General features: G+C 61.3%; 20 protein-coding genes and 1 riboswitch. Of the genes, 10 read left to right on the top strand and 10 right to left on the bottom strand.

The window, feature by feature from the left end; genetic code table 11:
- Positions 1–188 precede the first annotated feature (188 nt).
- A complete protein-coding gene (locus Q1A07_RS02540; RefSeq protein ID WP_299777535.1) occupies positions 189–434 on the top strand; it encodes a hypothetical protein in 246 nt (81 codons plus the stop codon).
- A 60-nt stretch (positions 435–494) separates the two neighbouring features.
- Positions 495–857 carry a glycerophosphodiester phosphodiesterase family protein gene (locus tag Q1A07_RS02535; protein WP_299777533.1) on the top strand — a complete coding sequence of 121 codons (363 nt, stop codon included), beginning with the start codon at positions 495–497 and terminating at the stop codon, positions 855–857.
- A gap of 257 nt (positions 858–1114) precedes the next feature.
- On the opposite strand, the gene Q1A07_RS02530 is transcribed toward Q1A07_RS02535, so the two are convergent.
- From Q1A07_RS02530 to Q1A07_RS02490, 9 genes are read right to left on the bottom strand one after another with little or no spacing between them, the layout of a single operon-like run.
- On the bottom strand, positions 1115–2197 hold the full coding sequence (locus Q1A07_RS02530; protein ID WP_299777531.1) for a DUF1513 domain-containing protein: 1083 nt from the start codon (positions 2195–2197) through the stop codon (positions 1115–1117).
- A gap of 1 nt (position 2198) precedes the next feature.
- Positions 2199–3215 (bottom strand): imelysin family protein, encoded by a 1017-nt coding sequence (locus tag Q1A07_RS02525; protein WP_299777529.1) that lies wholly within the window; start codon positions 3213–3215, stop codon positions 2199–2201.
- Entirely contained in the window at positions 3212–4741 is a 1530-nt protein-coding gene (locus Q1A07_RS02520) for a di-heme oxidoredictase family protein (RefSeq protein ID WP_299777527.1), read from the bottom strand. The genes Q1A07_RS02525 and Q1A07_RS02520 overlap by 4 nt, the downstream gene beginning before the upstream one ends.
- Entirely contained in the window at positions 4728–5213 is a 486-nt protein-coding gene (gene bfr / locus Q1A07_RS02515; RefSeq protein WP_195818834.1) for a bacterioferritin, read from the bottom strand. Before bfr ends, Q1A07_RS02520 begins: the two co-directional genes overlap by 14 nt.
- Entirely contained in the window at positions 5161–5454 is a 294-nt protein-coding gene (locus Q1A07_RS02510) for a (2Fe-2S)-binding protein (RefSeq protein ID WP_195818835.1), read from the bottom strand. Before Q1A07_RS02510 ends, bfr begins: the two co-directional genes overlap by 53 nt.
- A gap of 47 nt (positions 5455–5501) precedes the next feature.
- Positions 5502–6779, bottom strand: a complete 1278-nt coding sequence (locus Q1A07_RS02505) for an imelysin family protein (protein ID WP_299777521.1) — start codon at positions 6777–6779, stop codon at positions 5502–5504.
- A gap of 17 nt (positions 6780–6796) precedes the next feature.
- Entirely contained in the window at positions 6797–7288 is a 492-nt protein-coding gene (locus Q1A07_RS02500) for a hypothetical protein (protein WP_299777519.1), read from the bottom strand.
- The gene (locus Q1A07_RS02495; protein WP_195818838.1) at positions 7285–7452 is read right to left on the bottom strand and encodes a hemin uptake protein HemP; all 168 of its coding nucleotides are present in this window, start codon (positions 7450–7452) and stop codon (positions 7285–7287) included. Before Q1A07_RS02495 ends, Q1A07_RS02500 begins: the two co-directional genes overlap by 4 nt.
- The gene (locus Q1A07_RS02490; RefSeq protein WP_299777514.1) at positions 7443–7604 is read right to left on the bottom strand and encodes a hypothetical protein; all 162 of its coding nucleotides are present in this window, start codon (positions 7602–7604) and stop codon (positions 7443–7445) included. The genes Q1A07_RS02495 and Q1A07_RS02490 overlap by 10 nt, the downstream gene beginning before the upstream one ends.
- Before the next feature lie 185 nt (positions 7605–7789).
- On the opposite strand from Q1A07_RS02490, the gene Q1A07_RS02485 reads away from it, so the two are divergent.
- From Q1A07_RS02485 to Q1A07_RS02470, 4 genes are read left to right on the top strand one after another with little or no spacing between them, the layout of a single operon-like run.
- The gene (locus tag Q1A07_RS02485) at positions 7790–8938 is read left to right on the top strand and encodes an ABC transporter substrate-binding protein (RefSeq protein ID WP_299777512.1); all 1149 of its coding nucleotides are present in this window, start codon (positions 7790–7792) and stop codon (positions 8936–8938) included.
- Positions 8939–8990: 52 nt separating this feature from the next.
- Entirely contained in the window at positions 8991–10058 is a 1068-nt protein-coding gene (locus Q1A07_RS02480) for an iron ABC transporter permease (RefSeq protein ID WP_299777510.1), read from the top strand.
- Positions 10055–10828, top strand: coding sequence for an ABC transporter ATP-binding protein (locus Q1A07_RS02475; RefSeq protein ID WP_299777508.1), 774 nt, complete (start codon positions 10055–10057; stop codon positions 10826–10828). The genes Q1A07_RS02480 and Q1A07_RS02475 overlap by 4 nt, the downstream gene beginning before the upstream one ends.
- The gene (locus tag Q1A07_RS02470; RefSeq protein WP_299777506.1) at positions 10812–11288 is read left to right on the top strand and encodes a pseudoazurin; all 477 of its coding nucleotides are present in this window, start codon (positions 10812–10814) and stop codon (positions 11286–11288) included. Before Q1A07_RS02475 ends, Q1A07_RS02470 begins: the two co-directional genes overlap by 17 nt.
- 160 nt (positions 11289–11448) lie before the next feature.
- Here Q1A07_RS02470 and Q1A07_RS02465 read toward each other — a convergent pair whose 3' ends face one another.
- Entirely contained in the window at positions 11449–14628 is a 3180-nt protein-coding gene (locus tag Q1A07_RS02465) for an Ig-like domain-containing protein (protein WP_299777504.1), read from the bottom strand.
- A gap of 307 nt (positions 14629–14935) precedes the next feature.
- Positions 14936–15157: riboswitch (cobalamin riboswitch) on the top strand.
- Positions 15158–15274: 117 nt separating this feature from the next.
- Between Q1A07_RS02465 and Q1A07_RS02460 the strand changes: the two genes are divergently transcribed.
- Genes Q1A07_RS02460 through Q1A07_RS02445 form a run of 4 tightly spaced genes read left to right on the top strand, consistent with a single transcriptional unit; the run spans position 15275 to position 18461 of the window.
- Positions 15275–15682, top strand: a complete 408-nt coding sequence (locus Q1A07_RS02460) for a DUF1636 domain-containing protein (RefSeq protein ID WP_299777502.1) — start codon at positions 15275–15277, stop codon at positions 15680–15682.
- Positions 15679–16461, top strand: a complete 783-nt coding sequence (locus Q1A07_RS02455; protein ID WP_299777500.1) for an ABC transporter ATP-binding protein — start codon at positions 15679–15681, stop codon at positions 16459–16461. Before Q1A07_RS02460 ends, Q1A07_RS02455 begins: the two co-directional genes overlap by 4 nt.
- Positions 16462–16472: 11 nt before the next feature.
- Positions 16473–17408, top strand: a complete 936-nt coding sequence (locus Q1A07_RS02450; RefSeq protein WP_299777498.1) for an ABC transporter substrate-binding protein — start codon at positions 16473–16475, stop codon at positions 17406–17408.
- A 27-nt stretch (positions 17409–17435) separates the two neighbouring features.
- Positions 17436–18461 (top strand): iron ABC transporter permease, encoded by a 1026-nt coding sequence (locus Q1A07_RS02445; RefSeq protein WP_299779119.1) that lies wholly within the window; start codon positions 17436–17438, stop codon positions 18459–18461.
- The last annotated feature ends 45 nt before the right edge of the window (positions 18462–18506 follow it).

Below are 18506 nucleotides of genomic sequence, written 5' to 3'. Positions count from 1 at the left end.
AAATCCTTGGCGTCATGCACAGATCCCATCCCTCCTTACGGCCCCTTTTACGGAGCACGGTCGGCGAGGTTGTGAAAGATCCGTCAGGCCAAAATTAACAAATACGTCATCTCATTGCGACCCGAACGACATCTGGCCTGCCTACCGTCCGGTCTCATCGACGAGGATTTCCGATGGATGAGGATCGCATGAAAAGAATTACGTATTTGGGCGCTACCGCACCCTGTTTCGCCGGTTTGATCGCCACGCTGGGGCAGGCCGCGACGGTTGGCACATACAACACTCTGACCGGTGCGGCCCCCCCTGGTGATCGGGCACAGGGGCGCCCCGGCCTGACGGAAGGCAAATATAGCGACAATATCGATACCAGCCGGGCGGTGATCCAGACGTTGATCGACAAGGGATACGACACGCCGGAAAAATCCGTCGTGTAGTCGTTCGATTTTAACAATTTCAGCGACTACGCAGGTCTGCTCGACGCGGCAGGCGTGGAGATGGGCGTCGCGCAGCTGGGCAGCGGTGGGGCTTTCGGCACACTGGCGCAGTTGTCGCTGTATACGGAAACGGTTGCATTGAGTTTCACCACCACCACCGAAGAGTTGATCTCCGCTGCCCATGGTGAAGGTCTGAGCGTCTATGGCTGGACCTTCCGGCCGGACGACCAGACGGGTGCATTCGCGCTTGCCGAAACCTTTCTGGACTGGGGGCTGGATGGGTTCATCACCGACAATCCCGACTACCTGCGCCGTGCGGTCGACGCCTATGATGATCAGGTTTCCCCGGTGCCGCTGCCTGCGGGCATGCCGCTTCTGGTGGTTGCCCTGTTTGGCTTGGTTGGACTGCGTCGCCGGGTCTGACAGAGGGCAGGGCGCGCGCGTCCGCCCGTCAAATACGGGTCTCCATCAGGCCTCGCTGTCTCGCAGCGGGGCCTTTCTCGTGATGCTTTCAACAATCGTCTGGCGGTGCGGCCTGCGGGGACGTCAGTACTCGGTCCGAGCGATCAACTGTCATTCCCACAGCTGCCCCACTGCAAAGAAACGTCGGCGTGAGGCCGCCAGCCTGTGCGCTGCGTAACCGGCGCAATGACATGCTGCATGGCCAGCACCCCGATAATTCAGATAGAAATCAGATGATTGTCCCAGCTGAGCATGCTGTACGCACTTTGCCGGAACTCCGGGCCCTTCAGGTTCCGCAAGTTGCCGGTGCCGGATGTAAGAGTGAACCCATCTACGTGCGGCGCAACCCCGCACACGTCCTCCAGAGGTGTCACGTGATCCAGACGGGCCAATTCGGCGGTATACACATGCAGCCTGCCACCTCTTGGCGAGGTGGCGGCGATGGTGCGCCCGTCCTTCGAGAACGCGATGCTGCCCACATAGCCGTTCATTGCTTGTACTTCTTCACCTGGCGCTTCCATCAGGACGATCTGCGTGCCGCGCCGGTGCAGACCGACCAGTGCCTTTACCAGCCCATCCCCCTGCCACTGCATGCCCAAAGCGGTGTCACCGCGCGCATTGACCGCCAGGTGGCGGATCGAATTCTTGTGCATTTCGGGGGGTAGCGCTGCAGTTTCGATCACGCGCCCCTGCGCGATATAGCTCAGGTTGGGCCGCATCGTTGGGATGTTCAGCTTGGTCCGGCCGCTGTCCGGATGGGTTTCGATGCCACCATTAGCGACGACCAGCGTGTCCGACCCCGGCAGCCGCTTGATGTCATGGGGACCGGTTCCGCCGCTGTCCCATTCATCCACGCGTGTGTAGTTGCGGGCGACATCCCAGACGCCGATCCGCCCCACGCCAGCCTCAAAGTCATTCTCCGTGGTAAAAAGCAGGGTGCCGTCCGCAGAATATGCGCCGTGGCCGTAGAAATGTCGGCCGTTGGGCGCGGTCAGTGCCTGCAGAACCTGGCCGGTTACACAGTCGATCACGACGGCAAATGTGCCCGGGCGTCTGGCAAAAGCAACGGCGTTGGGGCGGGTTGGGTGCGCTGCGGCGGCATGGCCGCGCGCGGGTAAGGGGATTTGAAACCGCAGGTCCAACGCGTCTCCAATCCCGCAGAGCACATAGCTGCCATCCGGGTGGGCGGCTGCGGAGAGATAGGCGGGGGCGCCCACATCTGCCCAGGTTGGTTTTGGCAGTAGGCCTGCCGCAAGCAGCCCACCTAAAAACTGTCGCCGTCCGGTAGCGGGTGCGTGCATCTCAGTCCCCATCCAGCGCGTTGAACCCCGCCGCCACGCCGAGCGTTGGGCCAAGGTCCGCGCGCACGGTTGCGCGAATGACATCGACGGATTGCTGTATCACTTCGATCCTGACGCGCCCTTGCGGGTCCGCTACGCCAGCAAAGACCGGATCGTCCAGGGCGGCCAGCCGCGTCAGCGCCCGATCAAAATCTTTGGTCAGAGTCGCGGAAAGTGAGGCGTCAGAGGTGGCAAGGCGCTGGGCGAGGTCGCGCAGTGAGGTCAGGCTCACGGTGACGTGTCGTGCCGACCGGGCGGAGCGGCGCGCCTCGGCGCGGTTCGGGCGCGGACGGTCGAAGGTGCCGAGCGGCCTGCCCAGCCGTGCATCCGAAGTGAACTGAAGCCCGGTTGTCAACGCTTTGAAAGCCTCCTGCAGGACTTCTTCTTCGCTGCGGTAGAGACCGCCCGACGTCGGGTTCCGCATCTTCTCCGCGTAGCCGTTTTGCCAATCGCTCAGAATGTCCGAAGAGAGCGCGGCAATATCCGCGCTGATGGTTTGGACCAGCTGACAGTGGTATTGGGTATCGCCCGCCCGCATCAGGGTGTCATCGAAGAGCAGGAATTCCATCGCATAGAACCCCCGCGCGGCGATGGAGACGGCGGCGTAATCTTCCGGCGATGCGGCAATCGGATCAGCCTCGGCGATCAGCGTATTCAGCGCGCGGGGCGTGGCCCCTCTGCTGTCCGGCCAGAAGGAGAGGGCAAAGGCACGGTCCGCCACCTCTGTCGGACCAAAGCGCAGATGGCTCGCCGCGATCCAGACATCAAAGGCATCGCCATAGGCGCCACGCAAGGTGTCAGAGCTGGGAGTACAATCCCCCGCTGCCGTCTCTGCAAGGGTCTGAGAGCGTTCCGCCAGAACCTCGAAACGCGGCAGGATATGGCCCGTCAGGATATCGTCGATAACAGGTGTCGCGCTCTGGGAAGCGGCCATAACAGGGGTCAACAGCACCACCGCCGACAGGATGAAATGCTTCATAGGCTCTCCAGAAAGGCGATCAGCGCCGCACGGTCTTCGGTGGACAGGTCAATCACCGCGTCCCGCTGCGGTTGTGCCTCGCCCCCGTGCCACAGCACCGCCTCCAGCAAGGAACGCGCCCGCCCGTCGTGCAGGAAATAGCTGTGGCCGCTGACCTGTTGCGTCAGCCCGATGCCCCAGAGCGGCGGCGTGCGCCATTCCTGACCGGTGGCGCGTGCTTCGGGGCGGTTGTCGGCGAGGCCAGGGCCCATGTCATGCAGCAGCATATCCGTGTAGGGCCAGATCAGCTGGAAGCTTTGTTCGGGCTGATCCGCCAGCCGGTGGGTCACAAAGCTGGGCGTATGGCAGGAGGTGCAGCCGGTGTTGTAAAAAATCTCCTTGCCCCGCAAGACCTGCGGATCGCCTGCGTTTCGGCGCGCGGGCACGCCAAGGTTGCGACTGTAAAAGGTGACCAAGTCCAACCCCTCGGCGTCCACCTCCGTGCTGCGATCATCGCCATCGCCGTGGATGGCGGCCTGGCAATCGGCCTGCAGATCGGTGCATTCACCGCTGCCCGCCGTGAACAAGGGGTTGGAGATGCCGATATCGCCTGCAAAGGCGGAGGCCGACTGTTCGCGGATCGTGGGATTGCCCGCCTTGAGACCGAAACGGCCCAGCATCGGCTGATCAAACTCAACCGACCAGACAATGTTGGGGCGGCCGGAAATACCGTCACCATCGGCGTCATCGGGGTCTGCATTGGCCAGGATGTCGGCAGCAGGGATAGCCTCCAACAGGCCCAGACCGATCATCTGCGGTGCGATACGGGGGCTGAGCATGGCGTCAGGGTGCAAGGGGCCATAACCCAGATCGGCGGCGTTATAGGTCGGGTGGCGCAGAGAGACCTCCACCCCATCGGCCAGCGTGATGATTTCTTCCTCATAGGTGATGTCGAGCCGGTATTCGGAAGCATGGCCCTGCACGGCAAAATCCTGCAACTGCGTGCCGTAAGTCGGATCAGGGGCCGTGGCGATGTAATCCTTGATGGCGGCGATGCCGTCCTCCGCCGTGCCGGGGATCGAAATGCGCAGGAACATCGAGATCGAATTATCCTGCGGTGTTTCCGGCGGGTGCCCGCGCCCATCCTTGATGTGGCAGCGCTGGCAGGAGCGCGCATTGAAAAGCGGCCCCAGTCCATCCGAGGCCAGTGTCGAGGAGGGCGAGGATACCCAGAGCTTGCGAAAGAGCCCGTTGCCGACCTTGAAATTCAACTCATCCTCAAAGCTGATGTTGCCCGAGGGTTTGGAGAACGCATCCGCCGTTCTGGCTACGCGCACGGTTGCGGCCCCGGCGGGTTTATCCTCGAACCGGGTGGGCGCCGTGAAATCGCTGGTCAGCGCCGTCACAGCGGCAATCCGTGCGGCCTCTTCCGGGGTGCGGGGGATCACATTGAGATGCGGGTCGCCGAGGTCCCATGTGGCACCGTCGGCCAGTGCGAAGGTACCCGTCACCGCCAGGGTGACGAGCAGGATGCTATTCGGCTTCATCCATTTTTGACGCATTGAGCTGGGCATATTTTTCTTCACCGAGTTTGGCCACAAGATCGAGCTGCGTTTCGAGAAAGTCGATATGACCTTCCTCGTCGGTCAGCAATTCCTCAAAGACGTTCTTTGACACGAAATCTCCCACGGATTCGCAGTATTTGCGCGCCTCCGTGTAAAGCGTGTGGGCGTCATGCTCCGCCGCCAGATCGCATTCGAGCGTCTCCTTGGGCGTCTGGCCAATTCTCAGAGGGTCCAGTTTCTGCAGGTTCGGGTGACCGCCCAGAAACAGGATGCGGGCAATGATCTTGTCCGCGTGGTTCATCTCTTCGATGCTTTCTTCACGGGATTTCTTGGCCATGTGGCCCAGACCCCAGTCTTCCTGCATCCGGTAGTGCAACCAGTACTGGCTGACTGCGGTCAGTTCACTCCGAAGCGCGGAGTTGAGATATTCGATAACTTTCTTGTCGCCGTTCATTTTGGGTTTCCTGTGGTGCTCCGCTCTTGAGATTGCGGAGGTGCATGGGGACTTCCAGATTGTCGTTCGCGCGCATGGTCGAGAGGAAAAGCGGCATGCAGCCGCCGCAATCCGCTGCCTTTCCAAGCGCCCGATAGACCTTGCCTGGGGTGACGATGGTCTTGTCATCGGATGCCCGCATCCAGTCAATTGCGGCATGGATGTCGTGATCCGTGATGCTTTGACAGTGGCAGACGATCATTCTGTGCAACCTTTCGATGTACGCATGATGACAAGACCTTTTTCAGATTACTGGAAAACCGCTTCGGGATCATCCAGGCTGTCTGATCCTTCAAAGGCGATCTGGTCGAGACCCAGCGCCGCCACAACCCGTTCGATGGAGCGGGTCTGATCGATCAGACCGTTGACGCCGCCCATGATCAGGGCCTCGCCTGCAGCATTGCCGCGATCCAGCATCTGATCGTAGGCAAAACCAGCCTCGGCTGCCGTCTTGATCCGGCCCAGGGCCATCATCGTGTTGCCGAGCTTGCCCGACATTTCAGCGTCGAGATCGGCATCGACGGCAGCCACCATGTCAGAGAGGGAGGGGCCGGAGACCAGCGTGCCATCGACGCGGATGTATTCGCCCAGATAGACGTTCTGGATGCCCAAGCCGTCGTAGTAGTGGCTGTTGTGGGTGTTGTCGGAGAAGCAGTCGTGCTCTTCTTCGGGGTCGTTCAGCATCAGGCCCAGACGCATGCGTTCACCCGCCTGCTCGCCGTAGGAGAGAGAGCCCATGCCGGTCAGGATCGCGGCCAGCCCGGCGTCGACATTCGATGTCAGCTCCGTGCGCGCGGCACCGCCATCACCCCACTGTGCCGCCATCCATTCCAGATCGGAGGCCAGAAGATCGGTGGCGGCCGCAAGATATTCCCCGCGACGGTCACAATTGCCACCGGTGCAGGCATCTCCGGCTGCGAAATCGGTCCATGGGCGATTGCCCGCGCCGTCGCCGTGCCCATTCAGGTCCTGCCCCCAGAGCAAGAACTCAATGGCGTGATAGCCTGTGGCGACATTCGCCTCGATCCCATCCGCCTCATGCAGGGTTTCCGCCAGCAGGGTCGGGGTGATTTCAGCGGCGTCGATTTCTTTGCCCGACAGGGTGAACGTGGGGCTTGCCACCACGTTCAGCGCGGCAAACTCGTTTTCATCCGACGGTCCGCCATAGGAGGCATCGACATAGTCGATCAGGCCCTCGTCGAGCGGCCAGGCATTCACCTTGCCTTCCCAGTCATCGACGATGGCGTTGCCGAACCGGTACACTTCGGTCTGCTGGTACGGCACGCGCGCAGCCACCCATGCCGCGCGGGCGGCGGTCAGGTTCTCAGCTGACGGGTCGGAGACCAGCGCAGTGACCGCCTGTTGCAGCCGCTGTGCGGTGATCAGGCTGTCTTGGTATTTCGCTTCGGCAATATCGGCGTAGGTGTCGAGCACTTCGTCTTTTCTGGCATCCGGGTCCGCCGTGGCTGCGGTGCCGAGGCCGACGCACAGGGCCAAGGCACTCGTGGCAAGGGTAAGAGGTTTCATGGTTCTGACTGTCCTTTTCAGTGAAGTGTCGTTTTTGATTTTGGGATCGTGTTTGAATGAGGGGGCGGGAAGCTTTCGGCCTTCAGCGCCATGCGCCGCAGGGCGAAACCGAATTCCTGCGCGGCACCGACCAGCGCGCCAGCCATATCCGGGCGCACGATTGTGGTGGCGATCATCAGGGCATCTTCGCGCTCGCCGTCGCTGGCGTAGCCGACGAAATTGGCAAAGCAGGATTCATCCGCGCCCAGGCATTTGCAGGTCACATTGTGCCGCATCAACGGGCGCCGCCCATGCCGTGCGCACAGATCGCAGAGCATCTCAAAGGATTTGAGTGCCTGCCGCCCACCTTGCGGGCCCAGGGCCGTGGCAAAGTCGTTCCAGACCTGACGCTGTGCGTCCGGACCCGTGCACCAGAGCCGCAGATAGAGAACGGCACCGGCCTCGACAGCGCCAAGCTCCGCGACATATCCAACCGGCGCACCGCCGCGATGTGGGATCTTTTCTGTCATTTGGTCAGGATCAACTTTCCGGATCGGGTGATGCGCAGGGTGTAGAGCTGATCCTGAAGTTTGATCTTCGCCAGATCGCCGCCCTTGGTGAGGTCCTGGGCCTCATAGACGGGGAGTTTTTCCACCGAGAAATGATCGAATTCCTTTGCCACACTCACCACCATAGCCCGCCCCATTCTTCCCGCTCGACGGCGTCGAGAACCCATTCCAGGTTCAGGTAGGTCGGCACGCCGAATTCCACGGCGGCACAGATCATTTCCATGCGGCTCTGAGGGTCAAAAAGGCGGTCCATAGTCTGGCGTACTTCAACTTGCATTGGTTCCTCCGATCGAGACGTCGCTGCTGCGTTGGCTCACCCGGAATCGCAGGGCTGGCTGGTTCGAATTAAAGTTGAGTGATTTAATCGGAAAAAGCAACAGAGTAATTGACAAAAAAAGTAAGATACTGAAAACTGCCGATCAGAGCGGGCACATCTGACCCCGCTGACATCAGGAGAACACCATGACACTTGCACCGCATGTGCATGGTTTCGCTCTTGCAATAGCAGCCAGTGCGACCCTCGTCGCATCCGCCCCTGACGCATCTGCCGAAGCTGTGACACTCACCGATATCGCGGGGCGTGAAATCACGCTGCCGCAGGCGCCCAGCCGGATCATTCTGGGGGAGGGGCGCATGATGTATGCCATTGCGCCGCTGACCGATAGCAACCCGTTTGAAAAGATCGTCGGCTGGAAAGACGACCTCATCCAGTACGATCCCGATGCCTTCCGCAAATTCGAGGCGGCCTTTCCGCAGGATGCCGCGCGCATGGTCAATTTCGGCAACCCCTATGCCGGGGATTTCAGCATTGAAGCGGTTCTGGAAAACGAAGCCGATCTTGTGCTGCTGGATCTCGGCAATCTCTTCAAGGCGGAGGAAACCGGGCTGATCGACAAGCTCGACAAGGCAGGCGTGCCGGTTGCCTTCATCGATTTCCGGCAGAACCCGACGGAAAATGCAATCCCGTCGATGCTGTTGCTGGGCCGTGTGCTGGGCGAAGAAAAGAACGCCGCCGAATTCATTGATTTCTATGTGGCCCAGATGCGCAAGGTCTCCAACGTGGTCGCGGGCATCCCGGCAGAGGAGCGTCCGCTGGTCGTGGTCGAAAATGCCGCCGGGTGGCAGAACGATTTCTGCTGCTGGTCCTTTGGCCCCTACAACTACGGTCGTTTTGTCGAACTTGCGGGCGGCACCAACTACGGGTCCAAACTGGCCAATGCCTATTCGGTCGATCTGAGCCTTGAGGGCATTCTGACCGCCGACCCGGATGTCGTGATCGGCACCGGGGCGAACTGGGCCGAAGCCAGACCGGAGGTCACGGCCACCCTGTTGGGTTACGAGGCCGACCCCGACGAAAATGCTAAACGCATCAAGGCCTTGGCGGAACGCTCCGGTTTCAAGGACCTGCGGGCGGTGCAGGAGGGGCGGATGCATTCCATCTACCACCAGTTCTATAACTCGCCTTACCACTTCATCGCCATTCAGCAGATCGCGAAATGGCTGCACCCCGCCGATTTCGAGGATCTCGATCCGCAGGCGACCTTTGACGAGCTGCACAGCAAGTTCATGCCCTATGAAAACAGCGGGCAGTTCTGGGTGACTCTGAATTGACCGGCCCGTGGCTCCGCGCGCGCGGGGCCACATCCACTGCGGGATTCTTGCCATGACTTCTGTTCCACCCCTTCCGGCGAACTTTGTAGCCGAAGGCTATCGCGCCCGTTCCATCAAGCGCGTCGCGCTGATTGCCGGGGCACTTCTTATACTGCTCGTCACGCTGACCATCGACGTCATCACCGGCCCTGCCGATCTGAGCTTCTGGCGCACCTTCACGGTGATCCTCAACCCCTCCGTGGCGACGGTGACGGAAGAGGTGATCATCTGGGACCTGCGCCTGCCGGTCGCCTGCATGGCCATTGCCGTTGGGGCCATGCTGGGCGTCGCGGGGGCCGAGATGCAGACAATCCTCAACAACCCGCTGGCCGATCCCTTTACGCTGGGCCTGTCGTCGGCAGCCAGTTTCGGCGCAGCCCTTGCCATCGTTCTGGGCTGGTCGGTCATCCCCGGCGTTGGCGGGCTGTTCGTCACGGTGAACGCCTTTGTCCTGGCGATGCTCACATCGCTGGCGCTCTTTGGCTTCACCAGACTGCGCGGCGTGACGCCCGAGGCGATGATCCTCGTGGGCATCGCCATGCTCTTTACCTTCAATGCCCTGCTGGCCTTTCTGCAATATGGCGCGTCAGAGCTGCAACTGGCCCAGATCATCTTCTGGCAGTTGGGCTCGCTCGCCCGCGCCACATGGGCAAAGGTTGGCGTATGCCTCGCCGTTCTGATGATCGTGCTGCCCTATTTCATTCACCGTAGCTGGGCATTGACCGCGCTGCGCATGGGCGAAGAGAAGGCGGCCAGCCTCGGCGTCAACGTTTCGCTGCTGCGTCTCTCGGTGTTGGCGGGTGTGTCGCTTTTGGCTGCTGTCGCGGTGTCCTTTGTCGGCGCGATTGCCTTTGTCGGGCTCGTCGGTCCGCATATCGCGCGCATCATCGTGGGTGAGGACCAGCGCGGTTTCTTGCCCATGTCGGCCCTTGCCGGGGCGCTGATCCTGTCGGGCACCTCGATTGCGTCCAAGGCGATCACCCCGGGGATCGTCTACCCGATCGGCATGATCACCTCGCTTATCGGCATCCCGTTCTTTGTCAGTCTGATCCTCAGCCAGCGCCGGAAGCACTGGCAATGAGTCGGCTGCGCATCGATACCCTGTCCTTCGCCTATGGTGCCCGGTCCGTTCTGGAAGAGGTCAGCGTGGCCGCTTTGCAGCCGGGCACGCTGACCGCGCTGATCGGGCCCAACGCCTCGGGCAAATCAACACTTTTCCGTTGTATCGCGGGGCTGCTCAGACCCGCCGCCGGATCGGTCTGGCTGGGGGAGACCGATCTTGCCACGTTGCGGAGCAAGGCCCGGCTGCAGCGGGTCTGCATCATGCCGCAGTTTTTTGCCGCCAACGCCGCACTTACCGTGTTTGACGTGGTGCTGATGGCGCATAAGAACCTGTCGGGCTGGCGCGTCGCGCCCTCTGATGTCGCGGCGGTCGCCGCAGCACTTGAGGCTGGCGGCATCGAGCACTTGGCGGATGCCTACATCGGGGAGCTGTCAGGCGGGCAGGCGCAGATGGTCTCCGTCGCGCAGTCGCTGGTGCGCCGGTCGGAGGTTTATCTCTTTGACGAACCGACATCTGCGCTGGACCTGCGCCACCAGCTGGATGTGCTTGCACAGATCCGCACCCAGATGATCGCACGCAACGCCATCGGTATCGTGGCGCTGCATGACCTGAACCTTGCCGCGCGCTTTGCCGATCATCTGATCTTGCTGGGCGAGGGGCGGGTCCGGGTACAGGGGCCCCCGGCAGACGTGCTCGGTACGCCTGATCTGTCCGATGTCTACCGGGTGGCCATCGAAGTGGCGCAAGGCCCGAAACAGGAGATTTCCGTGCATGCTTACGCGCCGTAGTCTTTTGCTGTCATCCGCGACCGCTGCGACCTATCCCGCATATCTATGGGCAGAGGCCTGCAGGCCGCCGGTATCACAGGGCAACCAGCACGCTGTTCTGATGTTGAACGCCGCCTGCGGAGATGCTCAGCAGACCAATGTTTTCGAACCTGCCGTGCTGCATGTGGCGCCCGGTGATACGGTGACCTTTCATCCGACCCACGCGGGGCACAACACCGCCTCCAAGCGGGGCATGATCCCCGACGGTGCAGAGCCGTGGAACAGTTCGCTGGACGTGGCGCATGCGGTCACGCTGACCGTGCCGGGCGTCTATGGCTACATCTGTGTGCCACATTATGAGATGGGCATGGTAGGGCTGATTGTCGTGGGCGGCCCCTCTGCGAATCTGGAGGCCGTGCGGAAGATCAGACATCCGGGCCGCGCCAGACAGGCCTTTCGGGACCTTTTGGCGCAGGTCTGACCCTCCGGGCTGAAACATGTGCTTCTCTCTGGTGGTCGGGCGTGGCTCGACCAGATAAATCTGCATATGAACGCTATTCGCTTGGTCTCGGGCCGTTTTCAAGTCGTGGGACCAGATTGAAAAGGGCGGGGGCCGGCACTGCCAGCCCCCGCCCAATGTCTCAAACGAAGCTGAACATATCCGCGTCAAGCGCGTTCAGATCGGTATTGCGCAGGGTCAGACTGTCGTCCTCGCTGAACTGAAAGGTCACTGCGCGCCCTGACTGGCTTGCGCCGGCGATCAGGTCTTCGAAGCTGTCGATGCCATCGACGTCAATCACAACCTGATCGGAGGGGCGGCTGAAGAACCACCAGTCAAACCCGGCGTCGAAGTCCTGGATCACGTCGTCCCCACCATTGAAAACAAACGTATCGACACCGCGGCCCCCCTTCATCAGGTCATCCCCGGCACCGCCGTCCAGCAGGTCGTTGCCGACCCCGCCGTTCAGCCGGTCGTCGCCGTCACCGCCCAGCAGCACGTCATTCGACCAACCACCCTTCAGCACGTCGTTATCCGCGCCGCCGTCCAGCGTATCCTTGCCCCAACCGCCGCTGAGGCGATCCCGGCCCGCATCGCCGCGCAGGTTGTCATCCCCCCAATTTCCGTTCACGCGGTCGTCGCCTTCACCACCCGAGATCAGATCATCACCGGAACGGCCGTTGATGCGGTCGTCATCAGCCCCGCCACGCAGCAGATCGTCGCGGAAGGTGCCGCGATAGCGATCCTCGGAGGCCGCGGCTTCTTCGGAGGTGGTGAAGTTGAACGTCGAGCTGTCGCCTTCCTCGATCCCTTCAAAGCCCTGACCTTCGCTGTCCACAAAGGCCCCGTCCTCGATCTCCACCGCATACCGCGCATCCGTCTGCAGATGAGAGGGTGGCGTGATCGTCACCGTATCCCCGTCAAAGCTGACAAGCCTGTCATCGGTGACGTCGATCCCGATGCGCTCCCCGGTGTCGCGGTTTACCAGCGTGAGGGCGCCTTCGCCTGCCGCAACCTCTTCGGTGAAGGTCAGGGTCAGGGCCGCATCGTTTTCCACATCCCGCCCGTTATCGGAGGGCGTTGCGGATTTGAGGAAGGGGGCAGGGTTCGCGTCGAAATCAACCTCCTGCGGCGTGTAGACCGACCCGTCGGAGACATAGCCCAGACGCCCGTCCGAATTCGAGCCCCAGGTGAAGACGGCACCTGTGTCGCTGACCGCGATGATCGAGTTGGGGCCTGTCTGGATTTCCACGATGTTCACGTCGTCGAGTTCGGCGATCTTGGTGGGCAGGAAGCTGACATCGCTTTCCGCTGCCGGATCGCCGTCGAGACCGCCTGTCGGGCCCTCGTCATTCGGCCCCCAGGCATAGACATCGCCGTCCTCGGTCAGCGCCACGGCCCAGCGGGCCCCGCCTTTAACGTCGATCACCCCTTCCGGCAGGCCGATCAGTTCAACGGGCACTGCAACATCCGACGGATCGGCGGTAAAAGTGCCATCGCCGTTGTCGGTGCCCTGCAGCAATTGCCCCGTGTCGCTTTGCCCCCAGCCAAAGACGCGACCGTCGGAGGTGATCGCGAAGGAGGTCTTGCCATCCGCCGTGACACCCACGATGTCGTCGGGCAGGCCATCGACCAGTACGGGCTCAATCACCCGGCGGTCATCGCTGCCATCCACTTGGTTGTCGGTATTGCTGCCAAAGGCATAGACCTGCCCGTCTGCCGTCAGCGCAAGGGTGTGGGAGGTGCCGGAGGTCACGCCCACAACGGTTTCCCCGGACAGGGCCTCGACCGCCGTCGGCACCAGACGCTCGTCCTGGTCGCCCGTGCCCAACTGGCCGTTGGTGTTGCTGCCCCAGGCATAGAGGGTCCCGTCCGCAGAGACGGCATAGGACACGCCGTTGCCATTCTCGATGCCGGTGATTTCGACGTCATCCAGCGCCTTGATTTTCACGGCTGATTGGCGGCTTTCTTCATCGCCCAGACCCAGCGGGCCACGGTTGTTGAAGCCGAAGGCATAGACATCGCCATCCTCTGTCAGGAAAGTCGTGTGAAGCATGCCAGCAGAGACGGATTTGATCGTGCTGTCAAACCCCTCAGGCAGTTCCACGGCCAGCGGTGCCTTGACGTCGAAACCAATGCTGCCGTTGCCCAACTGGCTGACGACGTTCTCACCGGCGCTATAGAGCACACCATCCTGCAGGAAGACCGAGAAGTGATTTCCCGCGCCCACGGTGCTGGCCACCATCTGCGTCTCGCCCTCATAAGCCTCGACCGCGCGTGGGCGGATCAGCTGGCCGTCATATTGGTCTGAGCCGAAGATCGCGGTTTCGCCTGCATCAAAGAAATCGCCGTCGCCGTTGAGGTTGGTCAGCTTGACCACATTGCCGTCCCCGCCAAAGCTGTTCGCGGTCAGGATCAGCCCGCCGTCCTTGTCGGCGGCCAGGGAGAAGCCGATCTCGGCGGCGATGCCATCGGGCATCATGTTTGCGTTCCAGACTTCCGTGGCCTCGTAGACCTGATCGATCTGACCCGACCCGTCGAAGTCATTCAGGCGGTAGATCTTGAGAACCTCGTCGCCTTCCGGGAACCACGTGAGTGTGTAGAGCGCGCCATCCACCCCGACCGCACTGGAGATATCGACCGGTGCGCCGAAACTCATGTCGTCCGAGATGAAATTGGTGACCTCATCGGTCTGAATGGTGCCGTCTCCGTTGAGGTCCTCGATCCGGTAGATCACATCCGTGGCCGCACCCGTCAGGTCATTCAGATAAGCGACATTGCCGTCAAAGCTCAGATCGAAGGGCACGGAGGTGTCGATAATCGTCTGGAGATCGAGCCAGACGGTTGCTTCGCCGTCGTCATTCGCATCGCCATCCCCGTTCAGATCGACGGTGCGGTAAATTGCGTCCTGCGGGGTCGAGGTTGTACCGGCGTTGGCAATGTAGATCGCCCCATCCGCCCCTTCGGCGATGCCATTGGGTGTGATCGTCGACAACCCACCCGCGTTCTCGGCGGAAAACCACAGGGCGGCCTCGCCTGCATCCTGCGTATCGCCATCGCCGTTTTCGTCCGTCAGGCGGTAGATCGCATCGCTGGTGCCGTCTCCGACATAAACGGACTTGTCTTCGGCCTGATGCACGGTGAAGACGTTATTGGTCGGTGTGTCGAGACCGCTGGCATTCGTGGCGTCGAAAAAGACCGTTGTCTCGTCCGCGCCGCTTGCCGTGCCGTCCCCGTCCAGATCCTGCAACAGCAGCACCTGATCCTTGCGTTGATCCGCAACCAGAATCCCGTTCGTTGTTCGTGTAGATATGCGTGCCATTCGGCCACCCCCTTTGAAAAAAGCGAGAGAGCCTAGCGCGCTGCTGGGTACTCAAAATGATTGATTGTCGATGCTTTGCATCTGCCGCTCTTGTGTCTGATTTTCACCGGCGCGTGAAGTCCTATTTGACGGATTGGGGAGGTATTTAGGTGCAGATCACCCGGTCGGACAGCGGTCGCGGCTTCCACGGTCAAGATGTCGCACAGTGGCTGTTGGCGTCGGTCCCGCGCGGGCGGACCCTAGCGCCCAAATCGCAGGATCCCGTGCCGCCCATCGAAGAGGGCGCTTGACCCAGACGGCAGAATCAATGACACACGTGGCAGATGGTTTCCGGATGCCTAGCGGCACCAAATACCGGAATGAAAAGGGAATACGGTGAGGTTCGCCATTTGGTGCCAAATCCGTAACTGCCCCCGCAACTGTAAGCGGCGAGCGACCCCGAAGATCACCACTGGGCCATGGGCTCGGGAAGGATCGGGTAAGCTGCGACCCGCAAGTCAGGAGACCTGCCATCAACGGTGCCATCGGCACTGCCTGCAACTCAACCCGGACGGGGTGTCCGGTTAGGAGATCATGATGGTTCTACGGTGTCTTCCGTTTAAAAGTACATGTCTGCCTGACGCCCCGCTGCTTCGCGGAGGGCGAAATGGACAGACAGACATCTCATAGAATTACAGTATGCACCTCATGTCGGCGCACGGGCACCAATTGCCAGCCGGGCTATGAGCTGATCGCACGATTGCGGGCTGCCATTGCGGCGGCGGGTGATGCGATACCGGAGACGTTCGAGATCTCTGGTGTGGCTTGCATGGCGGGTTGCGACAGGCCCTGCACAGTGGCGTTTCACAGCACACGCAAAGCGACCTATCTCTTTGGCGACATGACGGCTGAAGACGACATTATTGATCTGGTTGCCTTTACCCAGCAGTACGCGCATCTGCACGATGGCTGGTCTTCTTCCTCGGAGCGTCCCGGCAAACTGCGCACCAGTACCCTGGCGCGTGTCCCCGCCGCGATCATCGCGTTGGAAGACACGGTGGAGCGTGTCTCATGACGGCGGCTGACCTTGCGGTACGTGACGTGAGTTGGGCGCCATCCAAACGCGCGCCGCGGGTGCTGCACCAGACCAGCTTTCACGTCAAACCCGGTCGGATACTGGGAGTGGTCGGGCCCAATGGGGCGGGCAAGTCCACGCTGCTGCGCTTGCTCTACAGGTACCACGCGCCGCTGTCGGGCGTGGTTGAAATCGATGGTCAGGATATCTGGTCCATGCCGCCGCGCGCCGCCGCGCGTCAAACCGCAGCCGTTCTGCAAGAGCAGCCCTCCGGTTTTGGCATGACCGCGCAGGAGATCGTGATGCTGGGTCGCACGCCGCACCGGCTTGGCTATTCGACATCAGGCGCGTTGGATACGGAAATCGTGGCAAAGGCCCTGGCGACGCTCGATCTTGCCCCCCTGGCACACCGCGATTTCGGTACGTTGTCCGGGGGCGAGCGGCAGCGGGTGATGGTTGCGCGGGCACTGGCACAGGAGCCACGCCTGCTAATCCTCGATGAGCCCACCAACCACCTCGATATCCGGCACCAGTTGGAGGTGCTGGCGCTGATCCGCAAGCTGGATCTGACCATCGTGGTCTCGCTGCACGATCTCAATGTCGCTGCGGGCGTCTGCGACGATGTTCTGTTGCTGCAAGGCGGACGTTGCATGGGTTTCGGCGCCCCCAGCGAGGTGCTGACCGAAAGGCTGATTTCCGGCGCTTTCTCCGTGGATGCCCGTCAGGAACAGCTTTTTCCCAGCAACAACCGGCACTTCTCTTTCCACCTCCCCGTCTGAAAGGCATCGTCATGAGGCTTCTCTTTACTACTGTTGCGTTCTCCCTCGCGGCCACTGCTGCCTTCGCGCAGACTGTCGTGCAAAGCTGCAACCGTACTGTCGTCTTCGATGCGCCGCCCAAGGCTGCCATCTCCAACGACGTCAACCTAACGGAAATGATGCTGGTTCTGGGCTTGGCTGACAAAATGGTCGGCTACACCGGTATCTCCGGGTGGAAAACGCTGGACGAGGAGATGCGGGAAGGGGTCTCACAACTGCCTGAACTCTCGGCGAAATACCCCTCCAAGGAAGTTCTGATCGGGGCGGATGCGGATTTCTTCTTTGCCGGGTGGAACTATGGCATGAAAGTCGGTGGTGAGGTCACCCCGGAGACCTTGGCCCCCTTTGGCATCGACGTCTACGAGCTGACTGAAAGCTGTATTCACATCGGTGAAAAAGACGCTGCCAGCATGGCGGATATGTACAATGATCTGCGCAATCTCGGCGCGATTTTCGGTGTCAGTGACCGGGCAGAGGCATTGATCGGGGGCTACCAGGCGGACCTTGACAGCTTTCTGGCCGCGCAGCCCGCACTGGAAACGCCGCCACGCGTGTTTGTTTACGACAGTGGCGAGGATGCCCCTTTTACAGCCGGGCGCTATGCCATGCCCAACGCTCTCATCGAAGCGGCAGGGGGGCGTAACATCATGGATGATCTGGAGAAGAGCTGGGCGACCATTGGCTGGGAAGCGGTTGTGGACAGAAACCCCGAAATCGTTGTGATCGTGAACTACGGCACCGTGACAGCGGATCAGAAACGAGCCTTCATGATGCAAAATCCGGCCTTTGCCGATCTCGATGCTGTCAGGAATGACCGGTTCGTGGTGCTGGAATATGTCGAGGCGACACCGGGGCCGCGCAATATCAAGGCGGTCAAGAAGCTGGCTGCCGCCTTCCGCGCGAATTAGGCGCGCGTGGCGGTGAAAGACCCATCGATTACCGCACGCAGGTTGAGCTTTCCGCTTGGTCTATCGATTGGCGTCGGGGTGCTGGCGCTGTCACTGTCCTGGGCTGTCAGTGTTGGCGCCATTCGGGTACCTCTGCACACCGTTTGGGGTGTTCTGGCCAACAAGCTGTTGCCGGGCGCGGTGATCGCTGACTGGTCGCCGGGGCGGGAAGCGATCATCTGGGACATCCGCTTTCCGCGCGCGTTGCTGGCGTGTTTGGTGGGGGGCGGGTTGGCCATGGTCGGTGCCTCCCTGCAGGCGGTTACGCGCAACCCGCTGGCCGATCCGCATTTGTTGGGTATCTCGGCTGGTGGTGCCTTTGGTGCTATCCTTGCCCTGCTCCATACGGGCATGTTCATCGGGCTGCTGACGGTGCCGGTTCTGGCTTTTCTCGGCGCGTTGGGTGCGACACTGCTGGTGCTCGCCGTGTCGCAATTCGCAACCGCCACGAGCGCCGACCGGCTGATCCTCGCGGGTGTTGCGGTCAGTTTCATCGTCATGTCAGCGGCCAACGTGCTGATCTTTCTGGGCGACCCGAGGGCGACCCATACGGTTGTCTTCTGGATGCTGGGCGGGCTCGGGCTCGCGCAGTGGGGCCAGCTGATTTACCCGCTCGCGGTATTTGCGATCTGCGGTGCATACCTCTGGCGCAATGCCGGTAACCTGAATGCGATGACCATCGGGGATGAAACCGCCTCGACACTCGGCATTCCGGTTGCACGGTTTCGCCTCATGGTCTTTGTCGTGGGCGCATTGATCACTGGCGTCATGGTTGCCTTTTCCGGCATCATCGGATTTGTGGGCCTCATGGTTCCGCATATCGTGCGCCTGATCGTTGGCGGAGACTATGCGCGTGTCCTGCCGCTCTCAGCGCTTTTCGGTGCGATCTTTCTGCTCTGGGCCGACATATTGGCGCGTACGGTCATGGCACCTGAAGACATGCCCATCGGTATCGTCACCGGGTTGATCGGCGGGCTGTTTTTTGTCTGGCTGCTGCGACGTGCCAGAGGATAGATTTGGCAATTGGCCTCGAACCGGGTGTGACTGATACGAACCGCT

It is taken from the genome of uncultured Roseobacter sp. (assembly GCF_947492555.1).
Taxonomy (GTDB): domain Bacteria; phylum Pseudomonadota; class Alphaproteobacteria; order Rhodobacterales; family Rhodobacteraceae; genus Roseobacter.
Note: the sequence above shows the minus strand (reverse complement) of the source record. Positions and strands in the feature narration are given on the sequence as shown.

Coding starts and splice junctions, on each gene's coding strand:
- Q1A07_RS02540 (WP_299777535.1), top strand. CDS start 189: ATGAAAAGAATTACGTATTTGGGCGCTACCGCACCCTGTTTCGCCGGT.
- Q1A07_RS02535 (WP_299777533.1), top strand. CDS start 495: ATGGGCGTCGCGCAGCTGGGCAGCGGTGGGGCTTTCGGCACACTGGCG.
- Q1A07_RS02530 (WP_299777531.1), bottom strand. CDS start 2,197: ATGCACGCACCCGCTACCGGACGGCGACAGTTTTTAGGTGGGCTGCTT.
- Q1A07_RS02525 (WP_299777529.1), bottom strand. CDS start 3,215: ATGAAGCATTTCATCCTGTCGGCGGTGGTGCTGTTGACCCCTGTTATG.
- Q1A07_RS02520 (WP_299777527.1), bottom strand. CDS start 4,741: ATGAAGCCGAATAGCATCCTGCTCGTCACCCTGGCGGTGACGGGTACC.
- bfr (WP_195818834.1), bottom strand. CDS start 5,213: ATGAACGGCGACAAGAAAGTTATCGAATATCTCAACTCCGCGCTTCGG.
- Q1A07_RS02510 (WP_195818835.1), bottom strand. CDS start 5,454: ATGATCGTCTGCCACTGTCAAAGCATCACGGATCACGACATCCATGCC.
- Q1A07_RS02505 (WP_299777521.1), bottom strand. CDS start 6,779: ATGAAACCTCTTACCCTTGCCACGAGTGCCTTGGCCCTGTGCGTCGGC.
- Q1A07_RS02500 (WP_299777519.1), bottom strand. CDS start 7,288: ATGACAGAAAAGATCCCACATCGCGGCGGTGCGCCGGTTGGATATGTC.
- Q1A07_RS02495 (WP_195818838.1), bottom strand. CDS start 7,452: ATGGTGGTGAGTGTGGCAAAGGAATTCGATCATTTCTCGGTGGAAAAA.
- Q1A07_RS02490 (WP_299777514.1), bottom strand. CDS start 7,604: ATGCAAGTTGAAGTACGCCAGACTATGGACCGCCTTTTTGACCCTCAG.
- Q1A07_RS02485 (WP_299777512.1), top strand. CDS start 7,790: ATGACACTTGCACCGCATGTGCATGGTTTCGCTCTTGCAATAGCAGCC.
- Q1A07_RS02480 (WP_299777510.1), top strand. CDS start 8,991: ATGACTTCTGTTCCACCCCTTCCGGCGAACTTTGTAGCCGAAGGCTAT.
- Q1A07_RS02475 (WP_299777508.1), top strand. CDS start 10,055: ATGAGTCGGCTGCGCATCGATACCCTGTCCTTCGCCTATGGTGCCCGG.
- Q1A07_RS02470 (WP_299777506.1), top strand. CDS start 10,812: ATGCTTACGCGCCGTAGTCTTTTGCTGTCATCCGCGACCGCTGCGACC.
- Q1A07_RS02465 (WP_299777504.1), bottom strand. CDS start 14,628: ATGGCACGCATATCTACACGAACAACGAACGGGATTCTGGTTGCGGAT.
- Q1A07_RS02460 (WP_299777502.1), top strand. CDS start 15,275: ATGGACAGACAGACATCTCATAGAATTACAGTATGCACCTCATGTCGG.
- Q1A07_RS02455 (WP_299777500.1), top strand. CDS start 15,679: ATGACGGCGGCTGACCTTGCGGTACGTGACGTGAGTTGGGCGCCATCC.
- Q1A07_RS02450 (WP_299777498.1), top strand. CDS start 16,473: ATGAGGCTTCTCTTTACTACTGTTGCGTTCTCCCTCGCGGCCACTGCT.